We start from the raw sequence: 14,366 nt of genomic DNA on the forward strand, positions 1-14,366 counted from the left end.
ACCCGCGGCGCGCCCCTGCCCGTTCTGCCCCGCCGCGGCGGGGCAGAACGGTGGCATTCATCCTAGAACGACGGTACGATCATCCTTCAGCTGGAGCGAGCAGTCCGGAGGATTTCACAGGTGGGAATCGGGTGGACCAGGGCGACTTCTTCATCAGCTACTGCCAGCGCGACCGGGACTGGGCCGAATGGATCGCCTGGCAGCTGCAGGAGGTCGGTTATCGCGTGTTTCTCCAGGCCTGGCATATCGGCCCCGGCCGCAACTGGGTCAGGGACATGGGTCAGGGGATGGAGAACTGCCGGCACACGATCGCGGTGCTCTCGCCCGAGTATCTGAATTCCCCGTACTGCCGGGCAGAATGGCAGGCGGCGTTCGAATACGATCCCGAGGGCAACCTCCGTAAGCTCATCCCGGTGCGGATAGCGGAATGCACCCCTACCGGGATGCTCCGGCAGGTGGTCCACTTCGACCTCATCGGCATCGACGACGAGGACGCCGCCCGGGAGGAGCTGCTGCGCAACGTCCGCTCGGCCTGGGAAAAAGAAGGTGGTCTCGCGCCCAAGAAGCGGCCGGGCTTCCCCCCGGCCCAGGGCACCCGGACCGAGCCACCGGAGCCCGACCCCGCCGGTACACCTGGCACCCCCGCCGCCGTCACCCCGGACACCGGCCTCACCCTGCCGTTGCCGCCCACGCAACGCCCGATCACCTCACGGCCCACGTTCCCGCCGGAGGTGGCGGGATGGCGCCGGGCGGCCCGCGCCCTCCGTACCGCACTCACGCGGGGGTGGGTCGTGCTTCCGACGCTCGCCGCGGCCATCGTCATCGGAATCGCTTTCCAGGTGGCGGACGGCGGCCCCGGCGGAGTGCTGGTCGGCTCACTCGTCGCCGCGCTCGCCGCGGCCGCCCCGGCCTTCATGCTGTTCCCTCCGACGGACCGTACCGCGACGCTGGTGGTCGGTGGGGCCTGCGTGGTGGGCGCGCTCGGGGGGGCGGAAATCGCCCACGGCCGAGCGTGGGCGGCCATGGCCGAGGTGCTGGGCGCAGCGGCGTTTTCGGCCGTCTTCACCATCGCCATGCGCCCACCCCGCCCAGCGCCACCGGCCGATCCGGCGGACCCGGACCCGGCTGCAGTCACGGAGCCGGGCGTTCGGAACAAATCGGTCGTTACCCCGTAGCCCTCGGGGATCAGGCACAAGAATCGGCCGCCCTCGACCAACGGCGTCCTGCGCGGCATGGTTGGTATGCGACGATCAGCGCGGTGGGAGCGGGATGCGCGACCGGCCAGGTTCTCACCACCGGGATCCGGGGCACCGGGATCCCGGTGCGGCGGCCCAGTGGCGGACACGTGCCCCGGAGCTTGCCCCGCGCAAGGCCCGACGTCAGCGTCCCACGGATCGAGGAGTCGCCGCGATGTCCAATACCCGGTCGCGGCTGGGACGGCGTCCCATCGCCATCACCGCCCTGGTGATCCTGGCCGCCATCGTCGGCGTCTTCATCGGCCGGGCCTTCGGCGGAGACGGCCGTAGCCCGATGCTCGTGAGCACGCCCCCGAGCACGCCCTCAGCGCAGACGGCGGCACCGGAACAGGCTCGGCGCGATGCGGCGACGGAGGCGAAGGCGAACCTGCACGCGACCACGTGCACGACCGTACGGATCATCGCCGGCCAGCCCCGCACCCCCTACTCGCAGTACGCGAGCACACTCGCGAAGCTCATCAGTGATCCGGCGCTGAACGGCGGCAACGGGTGGCGCGCCTTTCCTGATTCGGACACGAGCGGGACGTCCCAGAACCTCAAGAATCTCGGGGTTCCGGAGAACCGGCGCTGCACTCTCGCGCTGGCCCAACTCAACGTGGTGGTGGACGCCCAGAACGGCCGGGGCGACTTCACCGGCGGGGCCGTCGAGGGTCTGAGCCTCGTCGGCCAGATCTATTACGACGTTCTCCAGCTCATCGTCCCGGCCGACTCCAGCATTCACAGCGCGGACGATCTGTGCGGCAAGACGGTCGAAAGCGGACTGCTCGACTCGGGCACCCACCAGATCGCCACCGTGCTGTTCCGTCAGATCACCCGGGTGAAGGGAGCGGGCTGCGTCGTCCGTCCGGTGACCGGGAACCGGATAACCGAGGCGCTCCAGAAACTTCACTCCACCGGCGCGGATCACGCCGACGCGGTCCTGTGGGCGGCGGGCGCTCCCACGATGGCGGTCCAGGAATATAACGACAGCTACCAGAAGATCAAATTCGTGCCACTCGACGACTGGCAGTCGGCGATCCAGCGGGACTGGTACTCCCAGTACCTCGATGTCGGAGCCAACGTCTTCACAAGGGCCGCTATCGAGCCGGGTGACTACAACCTCATCCCGTCCCAGCCGACAGCGACCCTCGCGGTGCCGAACGGCATCGTCGCCAGTAGGTACGCCGATCCCGCGCTGGTCGAGTTCGCCGCCTGGATGATGGACGAGCACTCCGCCGAGTTCAAGGCCACCCTGTGGGCCACTCATCAGGCGCAGGCGCAGGCGCGCCGCCTCGGTTTCGCGACTCCCGGCTCCTTCATCGCGACCAACATCTGCCGGTACGTCCCGCTACATCCGGCGGCGGAGAGATACTATACACATGCGCTCGGTTATCCGACGGGATGCCCGGCCCCGACCCCCTGACCTCCGGTTCACTTGTTGACCCATCAAGAGGGTGGCCCGTAGCGTCGATCCGGGCAGGCGCCAGGCAACGGGCAGGGCGGTACCGGGCAGGGCGACGGTCGATCCGCCGTCATTGTGATGGTTGTGACGAGGGAGAACCCATGGAGAACGCAGTCATCGTCGATGGGGTACGCACGGCGTCGGGACGGGGCAAGCCGGGTGGGGCGCTGTCCGAGACCCATCCGGTGGAGCTGCTGGCCACCGTGCTGAAGGCACTGATCGCCCGTAACGACCTTGATCCGGCGCTGGTCGACGACGTCATCGCCGGGTGTGTTGACCAGGCCGGCGAGCAGGCCGTCAACATCGGGCGCACCGCGGTGCTGTCGGCCGGGTTCCCCGAGTCGGTGCCGGCCACCACGATCGACCGCCAGTGCGGCTCGAGCCAGCAGGCCGCCCATTTCGCCGCGCAGGGGGTGCTCGCCGGCGCCTACGACATCGTCATCGCCGCCGGCGTGGAGTCGATGAGCCGGGTGCCGATGGGCTCCACCACTTTCGGCAAGGACCCCAACGGCCCGAGCCTGCACGCCCGCTACCCGGAGGGCCTGGCCCACCAGGGCATCGGCGCGGAGCTCGTCAGCGCCCGATGGAAGATCAACCGGGAGGACCTGGACATCTTCTCCGCGCGGTCGCACCAGCTCGCGGCGGCCTCCGTCGCGGCGGGGGACTTCGCCGGGGAGATCGTCCCGGTCGAGATCACCCTTCCGGACGGCACGACAGCCCAGCACACCGTGGACGAGACGGTCCGAGCGACCACGACCGTCGAGACGCTGGCGAAGCTCAAGCCGTCCTTCTACACCGAGGCGTACGCCGCCCGCTTCCCGGAGATCACCTGGAACATCACCCCGGGTAACTCCTCCCCGCTGACCGACGGCGCCTCGGCCGTCCTGATCATGAGCGAGACCAGGGCGAACAAGCTCGGCCTGCGGCCACGGGCCCGGTTCCACACGTTCGCGCTCGCCGGGGACGACCCGTTGCTCATGCTGACCGCGCCGATCCCGGCAACCCGCAAGGCGCTCAAGCGCGCCGGTCTGAGCATCGACGACATCGACGCCTTCGAGGTCAACGAGGCGTTCGCGCCCGTGCCGCTCATGTGGGCCCGCGACACCGGTGCCGACCCGGCGAAGCTCAACCCGCGCGGGGGCGCCATCGCGCTGGGCCACCCGCTGGGCGGATCGGGCACCCGCCTGCTCACCACGATGCTCAACTACCTGGAGGCCACCGGCGGCCGTTACGGCCTGCAGACGATGTGCGAGGGCGGCGGCATGGCCAACGCCACCATCATCGAACGGCTCTGACCTCCACCGGACGACCTCCACCGGCCGATCCGCCGGTATCGGCCTAGCCGGTATCGGTCCACTGGTCCGCGCCCGGTGCACCGTGGGAGCCGGCCCTCACGCCGTGAACGCGGCCACGGTGAGCTGCCGCACGGCGGGATCCCGGCATGCCTGCGTGTCCGGGCCGCTCAGCCGCAGCGCCTCGGTGTTCCCCGGCGGGTACACGCGCAGCGCGGCGACCGGCGCGGTCCCCGAGGGAGGCGTGCAGCTTTCCGCCACGCCGAGATGCAGGATGCGCAGGACCGCCGTCGCGGCACCCCCGGGCACGAGCCGCACCGGCGCGCCCGCCGGCCCCGTGTGCTCCGCCGCCGCGCCCACCTGCCGGCCGGCCGCGTCCACGAACGACACGCCGGGGAATCCGCGTACCACGCAGGGGCTGTGACCGATGTTGGTCAGGACCAGCCGTTCGTAGTCGCTGCCCGCGGTTCCCTGGCGGTCGACGCTGCTCAGAGCGAGCTGAGCGGTCCGGCACCGGGCCGCCACGGACGTCGCCGGAGCCGCCACCGCGGTGGCGGTACCCCCGCCGCCCGGGCCCGCGCCGCATCCGGCGACGAAGATCGACGTCGCGGCCAGGGCGAGTACCGCCGGAAGAGCCCTCCCACGAGACCTGTGCATGACGACCTCCTCGTCGCGCGGCGAGCCGGCTTGCCGGCAAGCCACCCGGTGATGTCACCTACTCCCTTCCCACTGCTACCCTCCGTGACACCGTCGGAGATCCGTCATACCGGGCTCCAGCGCTCTTGTTCTCATCGGCGCGTCCGGTTCCTCACCATCGCGTCCGGCCCACGCCCGCCGATCGACCTTTCTCCAGTACCGGGCCTGCCGGGCCACGGCACCGGACTGGCTGACTGGCTGGCCGGCCGGCCCACACAGTGATCTTCTACCGAGGCCCACTCGGGGTCTGGACCGTGCGCCAACCAGAGGTCATCGTGAAACGGACGGGCTATGAAGCGCGTTGTTGCCGCGTGACGGGGTAGGCCCGCGGGCCGGGTCGTCCCGCACCGACCGGAAGGGATCATGAAAGTCTCCGAAGACGCCGGATGTAGTTCCGGCCGACCCACGCGCGAAGAAGCGCCCGCGGGGGTCGACCGATGATCGAGGCGCTTCTGTTGGTACTCAGCCTGGTGCTCGTGGCCGCCTGCGGCGTTTTCGTCGCGGCCGAGTTCGCTTTCGTCACGGTGGACCGGCCCTCGGTGGAGCGGGCCGCCGAACGCGGTGATCGGGGCGCCCGCGGGGTGCTCACCGCGCTGCGCGGTCTGTCCACCCAGCTGTCCGGCGCCCAGCTCGGGATCACCGTCACCAACCTGATGATCGGTTTTCTGGCGGAGCCCGCCATCGCACGGCTGCTCGAGGGGCCGATCACCTCGCTCGGCGCCTCGGACGGGCTCGCCCGGGCGGCGTCGGTGGCGATCGCTCTGGTCCTCGCGACGGGCCTGACGATGGTGTACGGCGAGCTGCTCCCGAAGAACCTGGCGATCGCCCATCCCCTCGGCACCGCGTTGGCGGTGCAGGCTCCCCAGCGTGCCTTCACGAAGGCCACCGGCCTGCTGATCCGCTCGCTGAACATCACGGCGAACGCGGTGCTGCACCGCCTCGGCATCTCGCCACGCGAGGAGCTGGCCTCGGCCCGTTCGGCTCAGGAGCTGTTCTCCCTCGTCGGGCGGTCCGCCGAGCACGGCACCCTCTCCCACGAGACGGCGACGCTGGTGCAGCGCTCCCTGCTGTTCGGTGACCGGACCGCCGAGGACGTCATGACACCCCGGATGCGCATGCGCACCATCCACGCCGACGAACCGGTCAGCGAGGTCATCACCCTCACCCGGCGCACCGGGCACTCCCGCTTCCCGGTACTCGGCACGGACAGCGACGACGTCGTGGGCCTCATCCACGTGAAGAACGCGGTCGCCGTCCCCGAAGACGCCCGGGACCATACCCCGGTACGCGACGTGATGGTCCCGCCGGTGACCGTGCCCTCGACGATCCTGCTCGACCCCCTGCTGGAGACACTGCGTGCCGGCGGCATGCAGATAGCGATCGTGGTTGACGAGTTCGGCGGCACCGACGGGCTGGTCACCGCCGAGGACCTCATCGAGGAGATCGTCGGCGACGTCGTCGACGAACACGACCGGGTCAGCCCGCGCGCCCTGCGCCGGCGGGACGGCAGCTGGCTGCTCTCCGGCCTGCTGCGCCCGGAGGAGGCCCGCAACGTCACGGGGATCGACATCCCCGCGGACGACACCTACCAGACCCTGGGCGGTCTGATGGCCCGGGCGCTGGGACGCATCCCCCGGGCGGGCGACACGGCGGCCGTGGAGGGCGTGCGGTACACCGTCGAGCGGATGGACGGCCGGCGGGTCGACCGGATCCGTCTGGGCCCGATCGCACCGACGGACGCCACGCCGGAGACGGATGCGGATCCACCGGTCGCGGACCCCGCGGATCGCCGCCCCGGCGCAGACCCGGCAGACCCCGCAGACCCCGCAGACCCCGCAGACCCCGCAGACCCCGCAGACCCGGCAGACCCGGCAGACCCGGCAGACCCGGCCGCCGAGGGGGCCGAGGAGGCCGAGACCGCCTCGGCCGGAAGGGCGGGGTGGGGATGACCGACCTGCTGGCGATCGTCGCCACCGTCGTCCTGCTGGCGCTGAACGCGCTGTTCGTCGGGGCCGAGTTCGCGCTGATCTCGGCCCGGCGGTCGAACTTGGAGCCGATGGCCGAGGCGGGCTCACGACTGGCAAAGATCACCCTTGGGGCGATGGAGAACGTCTCGTTGATGCTCGCCGGGGCGCAGCTTGGCGTCACCGTCTGCACCCTGGGCCTCGGCGCTCTCGGGGAACCGGCGGTCGCGCATCTGCTCCGCGGGCCGTTCGAGGCGGCCGGGATGCCCTCCGCCCTGCTGCACCCGGTGGCCTTCGCCATCGCGCTGGGCCTGGTGACCTTCCTGCACGTGGTCGTCGGCGAGATGGTCCCGAAGAACATCGCGCTGGCGATGCCGGAGCGTGCGGTCCTGCTGCTCGCCCCGCTCCTGGTCGGAGTCGTCCGAGGCGGCAAGCCGGTCATCGCGCTGCTCAACACGATCGCGGCCGTGTCGTTGCGGCTCGTCGGTGTCGAACCGAAGGACGAGATCGCGAGCGTCTTCACCCGCGACGAGGTCGCCGGACTCATCGAGGAGTCGCATCGGGAGGGTCTGCTCGCCGAGGACGAGCACGACCTGCTGACCGGGGCGCTGTCGTTCGAGGAACGCACCGCGCGTGCCGTCCTGCTCCCGCCGGACGGGCTGGTCACCGTGTCCCCGGCGGTCACTCCCCGGCAGGTCGAGCAGCTCGCCGCGCGCACCGGATTCACCCGCTTCCCGGTGCGGGACCCCGAGGGCGGGCTGATCGGCTACCTGCACCTCAAGGACGTGCTGGAGACCCGGCCGGAGCGGCGGTCCAGCTCGGTCGCGGCCAAGTGGATCCGGCCGCTGGCCCGGGTCGGCGCCGACGACAACCTGCGGACGGCACTGGCGACAATGCAGCACTCCGGCGCGCATCTGGCCAGGGTCACCGACGCCGACGGTACGGTCCTCGGGCTCGTCGCGCTGGAGGACATCCTGGAGGAGCTGGTCGGGGAGATCCGCGACGACGCCGTTCGCACGGCCGTGGTCCCCACCCACCAGCCCGCCTGAACCGTCCGGTCCCGTATCTCCCGTATCTCCCCGGCTACCTTGCCTATCCAGGCCTATCCAGAGGCTTTTGTGCCTGATTTATCCCTCTGGATAGGCAAGGTGGGGATCAGCGGCGGGGGTCCCGGGCGACGATGACCGCCATCGACGGCGCCCACCAGTAGCTGCAGTCCGCCGGCGGCTGCAGGCCGTCAACGACGCGCACGCTGAAGGTGCGGAAGTAGCGGAGCAGGGCCCGCTGATGCCGCCGGGACACCGAGTCGATCTCGTTCGAGTAGTAGGTGAACGAACCGCCGTCGGCCAGGTGGTCGGCGGCGTGCGCGAAGAAGTGCTCGGCGAAGGTGGAACTGCGCACGAAGTACTCGTCGACCTCGGTCTCGTCAAGGGGGTAGGTGTCAAAGAGGATGCCGTCGAACCGGCCGAGGCCGGGCATGGTCTCCTGCCAACGCCCGGTGACGATCTCCACCCCGCGGCGCCCCGCGGGGCGGGCCCACTGCTCGGCGACGCGCACCGTGGCCGGGTTCGCCTCGATGATCGTGTGCCGGGCCGGACCGATCTCCTGGACGAACCCGGCGGACAGGCCCAGGCCGAACCCGACCTCGAGGACGGTACCGCCCGGCCGGGTCACCTCGGCGGCCAGCGCCCGCATCAACGGCGCCTCCCAGGTCTGCATCACCTCCTGGCCGGAGACGAGCAGCGTGCCGTCGACCACCGCGGGGACCGCCGCGTCGATGGCTGTGTCGATCGTCGGACGAGGCGCCCCGGCCACCATCGTGCCGGCCGTCTCATCCAGCGCGCTGAGATCGGCGACGAACTCGTCAAGGGCCCGGTCGAGCAGCAACCGCCGTGGCTCCTCGGAGACCGGGGCGAGCAGGGAGCGCGAGGTCGGGGTCAGTGTCACGTCGAACTTCGCCGCACGGCGGAGCACAGGACCTCCCAGATCATGCATCTTTGCCGGTATTGCGCTATGTTCCATCCATACTGGTTCTGTCCATACTGCGATCTTCCATCCCTTACTGCGATACTCGGCCTGTGCACCCGCACCCGTCCAGGCATCCGCCATATCTGAGAGGGTCGCCGGTCTCGGCGCACCTTGGGAGCGGGGCACGGTGACGGGGACGACACCACCTCCGCTGCCCGGCGACGCCGTGCGCCCGCTTCAGCTGACCGATCCGCGGCGGCTCGGGGTCTACCAGGTGATCGGCCGGCTCGGGCAGGGCGGCATGGGCACCGTCTTCCTCGGCCGGGCACCCGACGGAAGCGCCGTCGCGATCAAGATGATCAGGCCGGAGCTCGCGCAACGGCCCGAATTCCGCGCCCGGTTTGCCCGCGAGGCCGAGAGTGCTCGTCGGGTCCGCCGGTTCACCACGGCCGCCGTGCTGGACGCTGATCCGTACGGGCCCCAGCCCTATCTCGTGACCGAGTTCGTCGAGGGTCCGACGCTGTCGAGGCGCGTCTCCGTACGGGGGCCGCTGCGGCCCGCCGATCTCGAACAGCTCGCGGTCAGCGTGACGACCGCCCTGAGCGCCATCCACGCGGCCGGGATCGTGCACCGCGACCTCACCCCCGGCAACGTCCTGCTGTCCCCGGTCGGCCCCAAGGTGATCGACTTCGGCCTGGCCCGCGAGTTCAACGCGGACACCGACCTGAGCCACAACGTCCGGCACGCCATCGGTACGCCCGGTTACATGTCCCCGGAGCAGATCCTCGACGCACCGATCACCTCGGCGGTCGACATCTTCGCCTGGGGCGCCGTCATAATCTTCGCCGCCACCGGGCACGCGCCGTTCGGCACCGGTCGCATCGACGCCATTCTCTACCGCATCGTCAACGAGCCGCCGCGGCTCGACGGAGTTGGCGGCGAGTTGCGCAACCTCGTCGAGATCGCGATGGCGAAGGACCCGGCGGCCCGGCCGAGCGCGGAGGAGCTGCGGACGGCGCTGATCGGCGGGGGTACCCTCCCCGCGCGCCCGGAGCCCGGCTCCATACCGTCCGGACCGCCCGGCGCCGGGCCCACCGGACGTGCCCGCCGCTGGGCTCGGCGCCGGCCGTCAGGCGCCGCGGGGTCGGCGCCCAGGTCGGAGCCGCCGCCCCGCGGCACGGGCAGCACCGGCAGCACCGGCGGTACCGCCGCGAACGTGGCGGACATGCCCGTCACCCAGCTGTCCCCGCCGCCTGTCGCCTCGCCGCCGCCGATCCCAGCCCGGACCCCGCCGCCGATACCGGCCCGGACCTCCCCGCCGCGTGGACAGCCCGGGTCGGTACCCCCGCATCCAGCAGGAACCCCACACCCGCCGGCACCCAGCCCATCACCGGCCCCATCCAGGCTGCGGTGGTCTCGGACGGCACTGCTCGTCGCCGGACTCGCCATCGCGATCACCGCCGCAACGGTGCTGATCATCGTGCCGCGCGGCGGTGGCCCGTCGCCGGTGTCGGCGGCCGACCGCGCGTCCATCTCGTCGCGCCTGGCCGCGGACGCGGCGGCCCAGCGGGCCCGGCAACCGGACCTGGCCGGCCGGCTGAGCCTCGCGGCCTACCGGATCGCCCCGACGGAGGCCGCGCGCGCGGCCGTCCTCGCGTCCTTCGCCCAGTCCACCGCCGCGCGGATCCCCGCCGGCCCCGCGGCCTTCTCCGACATCGCGCTCAGCCCGGACGGCACGACCCTCGCCGGCACCGACGACACCGGCAGCCTCCACCTCTGGAAGGTCGACGCTGCCGGCCGGCCCACCGCCACCACCGGGGGCTCCGCGAACGACCATGCGCACGGCGTCGTGTTCGACCGCTCGGGCACCCGACTCGCGACGGGTGGGGAGACCGACGCCGGCCGGCTATGGGACATCGCCGATCCGGCGCGCCCCCGGCCGCTCAGCACGCTCGACCCCCAGGCCACGCCGGTCCATCGGCTCGCGTTGTCGAGCAGCGCGCATCTGCTCGTCACCGCCGGCGAGGACTGGTCGGTGGGGCTGTGGGACGTCGCCGACCCGGCGCGGCCCGTCTCGATCCAGTTGCTGATCGGCCGCGCCGGGCCGGTGACGGATGTGGCACTGCGGCCGGACGGCGCCGTCCTCGCCATCGCCGGCGCCGGCGGCCCCGTGCAACTGTGGAACGTCCGCGACCCCCGCAGGCCCGTCCAGACGGCCTCGGTGCCCGGCCACACCGGTGCGGTGAACACCGTCGCGTTCAGTCCGGACGGACGGCGGCTGGCCACCGGCGGCGACGACCGGATCCTGCAGGTCTCCGACGTCGGCGATCCCGACCATCCGCGGGTCCTGCGCCGGCTGTCCGGCCACACCGCCCCCGTCGCCGCCGTCGCCTTCACCACCGACGATCATCTGGTGAGCGCGGACGGCGGTGGCGCGGTCGCCTACTGGGACCTCTCCGCCCCCACACCCCCGATGACCCCCCTGGGCGTCCTGGACGCACCCGCCCGGGCGGTGGCCGGGACCGGCACCGAGACCGTCGCGCTGACCACCGACAAGGGGTCGGTCCTCCTCGGGACGCTCGACCCGGCCAGGCTGCGCCGGCTGGCCTGCGCCAAGCCGGGCGCGGCCCTGAGCCCGGCCGAATGGAGCCGGCTCGTTCCCCGCCTCCCCTACACCGACTCCTGCTCCGGTTAGGACCGCTCCCCGGTCCGGTTAAGGCCCGTTCTCCCGCTCCGGTGCGGACCGCTCCCCGGCGCCGTCCGGCACGTCACGCCCCGGGGCCCGGCGACGCCGACAGCCGAGCTCACCCGCACGCCCGGTCCTCACCCGCGGCCGCTCGCCGGTGACCGCCCCCGCACGCGGGGGCGGTCGGGGGCGGGGGCGGCTAGGCCGGTACGGGTCCCACGCCGGCCGTCAGGCTCGCGAGCTTGGCGACGTTCTCCCCGACCGTGTCGTCGTTGCGGGGGACGTAGTGCGCGTCGAAGGCGATCTTCCGGCCGTTCGCCAGGTAGTAGCGCAGGAAGGCGGCGGTCGCTGGCCGGCGCAGGGCGTCCGTGCGGGCGTAGACGAACAGCGGCTTGCACAGCGGCAGGTAGAGGCCGGTACCGACCGACACGGCGTTCGGCGCGACGCACCCGTCACCATTGTTGATTTCGACACCGCGCAGCTTGGTGCCGAAGGTCTCGTAGGTGGGGAAGTCGAGGTAGCCGATGGCCGAGCGGTCGGCGGCCACGTCGTTGGCGACCCCGCTGAGATCGGTCTGCCGGTAGTCGCGGGACCGGTCACTGGCGTCACTGATCGTGGCGTTGAACACCTGCGCCTGCACGGAGCCGCGCGGCGGCCCGACAAACGTGATCGGCTCGTCCGGGAACGACGGGTCGATCTGGCTCCACCGGGTGACGGCGGAACCGGCCCCCCACACCTGCTTGACCTGCTGCAGGGTCAGACAGTGCAGCCAGGTGTTCCGCGGGTTGACCACGATCGGCAGGGTGTGGTGCGCCACCTCGAACCCGACGACCTTCTTCTCGCAGTCGGGGTTCTTGATGAACCCGGGATTGAGTTCGAACGAGGCGTCGGCGATGTCGGCCTTGCCGCTGCACAGCGCGGCGAAACCGTCCTCGGTCGTCGTGGACTCGATGCTGACGGTGACGTTGCGCTGGACCTGACGAAATTCGTTATAGGCGGTCTCGGTAATCGGGGCGACCTCCGAGGATCCCGCCACCCGGACGAGGTTCGCGGCGGAGGCGGGTGGCCCGGTCGGGCCGGTGGCGGATGGGGCCGGCGACGCGGTGACCGCCGGGGCGGCCACCGCATCCGCCCCGGAGCCCGCCCCGGAGTCACGGCCGGTCAGCACCACGGCGAAGGTCGTCCCGAGAGCCAGGAAGAGGACCACGACAATGGCGGCGACGACCGCGGCCCGCCGGGAGCCGAAGATTCCCCGGCCGTCCCCGGCGGAGGCACCGTGCGGGCCGCCCACACCGCCCGTCGAGAAGTCCGAGGGCAGGTCGAGCTTCCCCGGCTGCCCGAGCAGAACGTGGTCCCGATCGGCGCCCACCGTCATGAGGCCGGGTGGGATCCGGTGACCGGACGTGTCGGACGGGCCCGGCCCGCCGACGACGATCCCCGGCGGCGGGGAATCCGCCGCGCCACCCGAGGAGATCATCGTGTCGTCCCCGGCGCCCAAGCCGTGCGGCGCGGAGCCGTCCGGGCCGCTGAGCACCGTCGCCGCGGCCGTCACGCCGTCCGCCTCCGGCACGCCTCGGATCCCGGCCGGACCCGCCGCGCCCGCGAACCCCCTCGGCCCGGACAGCCCCCTCGGCCCGGACAGGAAGGGCGGCCGCGAGACCAGGTCCGCGGCGTCCGGCGGCCGGATCACCGCGGTGACGTCGGAGGGTTCCTGAGCAGAGGGTTCCTGGGCGTCACCGACCTCGCCCGACGCGCCGAAACCGCCGGCGGTCACCGCCCCGACGGCTCCAAAGGCCGCGGGCGCACCCGGAACACCCGGAACACCCGGAACACCCGGAACACCCGGTGCACCCGGTGCACCCGGTGCACTCCCGGCGCCGACGGCGCCGAACCGGTCAGCGAGGTCGGCGGCGAGCAGTGCCGCGCCCATCGCCACATCCGCGTCCGAACCGTGGTCGATCCGGCCGATCCCGCTGAAGGTCTCCCGCAGCCGGCGGGCCACCAGCGGAAGGTGGGAGATCCCGCCGGACAACAGGATCCGGGACAGCTCGGCGGAGGTCACCGGCACCGAGCGGAGCGCCCGGCGAAAGGTCATGATTGTGTCATCGACAATCGGGCCGATGAGGGTCTCCAGCTCCGCCCGGCTCAGCGTGACGAAGGTATCGGCTCCGGGAAGGGAGACCGGAACGTCAACCTCGTCCTCACCGGAAAGGATCTCCTTCGCCTGCGCGCATTCCCGCCGCAGCCTGCCGAGCGCGGTCCGGATCATCGGGTCGGAACGGTCGAGCGCCGCACGCTCGACACCCGCGCCGGTCAGCACCCGGTCGACCAGGAGCTCGTCGAGCTCGAGGCCGGCGCCGTGGCGCAGACCCGCGGCCAAGCCGAGCAGCTGGAACCCGAACGGCGAGAAGGACAGGATCCCCGTGTCGAGGAAGCCGGCGCCGAAGTCGTACCATCCGACCAACTCGACGGTCTGGGTCGAGGAGCCGTGAGACAGCAGGGTTCCGATCGCGTCGGCGGCCGGGAACGCCGCGACGGGCACCGTGACATCGGAGAGCTGGCTCACGGCGTCCGCGAACACCTCGCGCCGGGCCGCCGACCAGAACGTCGGGAACGTCACGACGACCTGGTCCGGTTCCGACCCGAGCTGCTCGGTGGCGGCCGTGACGAGGTAGGACACCAACCGGGCAATCAGCCCCTCCCGGCTGTAGGCGGCACCCCCGAGCAGAACGGGACCGCTGTCCCCGAGCGGGCGCAGGAGGTCGGTTGCGGCACGCTCGGGGTCGACCAGCGACCGGCGGTCCGCCGAGCGCGCGAACTGCAGGCCACCGGCCGGGGCGGCGTAGATCACCGACGGCAGGCGACGCTGACCGCTCAGTTCGAGCACGCGGGGCCAGCCTCCGTCCGCCACCCCGACGATCGTGTTCGCGGACCCGAGGTCGATACCCAGCTGATAGCTCACCGCGTCTCCCGAAACCCACGCGATCATCACGGCGACCGGAGCCACGGTACTCCGCTCGGCCGCCGGAGATCCTTCCACTCCCGTTACCACGATCATCGTAG

At 71.8% G+C, this 14,366-nt stretch carries 9 protein-coding genes; 6 read left to right on the forward strand and 3 right to left on the reverse strand.

Features of this window, described 5'->3' with window-relative positions:
• Nucleotides 1-131 precede the first annotated feature (131 nt).
• The 3 genes from FRANCCI3_RS23565 (at nucleotide 132) to FRANCCI3_RS15070 (ending at nucleotide 3,992) form a co-directional block, all read left to right on the forward strand.
• Nucleotides 132-1,175, forward strand: a complete 1,044-nt coding sequence (locus FRANCCI3_RS23565) for a toll/interleukin-1 receptor domain-containing protein (protein WP_023840801.1) — start codon at nucleotides 132-134, stop codon at nucleotides 1,173-1,175.
• Between the two features lie 235 nt (nucleotides 1,176-1,410).
• Nucleotides 1,411-2,658: a TAXI family TRAP transporter solute-binding subunit gene (locus FRANCCI3_RS15065; RefSeq protein ID WP_035732034.1), complete on the forward strand. Its 1,248-nt coding sequence runs from the start codon at nucleotides 1,411-1,413 to the stop codon at nucleotides 2,656-2,658.
• A gap of 140 nt (nucleotides 2,659-2,798) precedes the next feature.
• Nucleotides 2,799-3,992: a thiolase family protein gene (locus tag FRANCCI3_RS15070; protein ID WP_011437382.1), complete on the forward strand. Its 1,194-nt coding sequence runs from the start codon at nucleotides 2,799-2,801 to the stop codon at nucleotides 3,990-3,992.
• Between the two features lie 96 nt (nucleotides 3,993-4,088).
• Here the strand turns inward: FRANCCI3_RS15070 and FRANCCI3_RS15075 are convergent, their stop codons facing one another.
• Nucleotides 4,089-4,646 (reverse strand): DUF4232 domain-containing protein, encoded by a 558-nt coding sequence (locus FRANCCI3_RS15075; protein ID WP_011437383.1) that lies wholly within the window; start codon nucleotides 4,644-4,646, stop codon nucleotides 4,089-4,091.
• A 476-nt stretch (nucleotides 4,647-5,122) separates the two neighbouring features.
• Between FRANCCI3_RS15075 and FRANCCI3_RS15080 the strand changes: the two genes are divergently transcribed.
• Together FRANCCI3_RS15080 and FRANCCI3_RS15085 are read left to right on the forward strand one after the other, a co-directional pair.
• Nucleotides 5,123-6,634 carry a hemolysin family protein gene (locus FRANCCI3_RS15080; protein WP_011437384.1) on the forward strand — a complete coding sequence of 504 codons (1,512 nt, stop codon included), beginning with the start codon at nucleotides 5,123-5,125 and terminating at the stop codon, nucleotides 6,632-6,634.
• On the forward strand, nucleotides 6,631-7,698 hold the full coding sequence (locus tag FRANCCI3_RS15085) for a hemolysin family protein (protein ID WP_011437385.1): 1,068 nt from the start codon (nucleotides 6,631-6,633) through the stop codon (nucleotides 7,696-7,698). The genes FRANCCI3_RS15080 and FRANCCI3_RS15085 overlap by 4 nt, the downstream gene beginning before the upstream one ends.
• A gap of 106 nt (nucleotides 7,699-7,804) precedes the next feature.
• Here the strand turns inward: FRANCCI3_RS15085 and FRANCCI3_RS15090 are convergent, their stop codons facing one another.
• Nucleotides 7,805-8,623, reverse strand: coding sequence for a class I SAM-dependent methyltransferase (locus FRANCCI3_RS15090; protein ID WP_023840798.1), 819 nt, complete (start codon nucleotides 8,621-8,623; stop codon nucleotides 7,805-7,807).
• A 181-nt stretch (nucleotides 8,624-8,804) separates the two neighbouring features.
• Here FRANCCI3_RS15090 and FRANCCI3_RS28770 point away from each other — a divergent pair, with 181 nt between their 5' ends.
• A complete protein-coding gene (locus FRANCCI3_RS28770; RefSeq protein WP_011437387.1) occupies nucleotides 8,805-11,312 on the forward strand; it encodes a WD40 repeat domain-containing serine/threonine protein kinase in 2,508 nt (835 codons plus the stop codon).
• Nucleotides 11,313-11,502: 190 nt separating this feature from the next.
• On the opposite strand, the gene FRANCCI3_RS15100 is transcribed toward FRANCCI3_RS28770, so the two are convergent.
• Nucleotides 11,503-14,310, reverse strand: a complete 2,808-nt coding sequence (locus tag FRANCCI3_RS15100; protein ID WP_011437388.1) for an Hsp70 family protein — start codon at nucleotides 14,308-14,310, stop codon at nucleotides 11,503-11,505.
• Nucleotides 14,311-14,366 lie beyond the last annotated feature (56 nt).

The organism is Frankia casuarinae (assembly GCF_000013345.1).
Taxonomy (GTDB): domain Bacteria; phylum Actinomycetota; class Actinomycetes; order Frankiales; family Frankiaceae; genus Frankia; species Frankia casuarinae.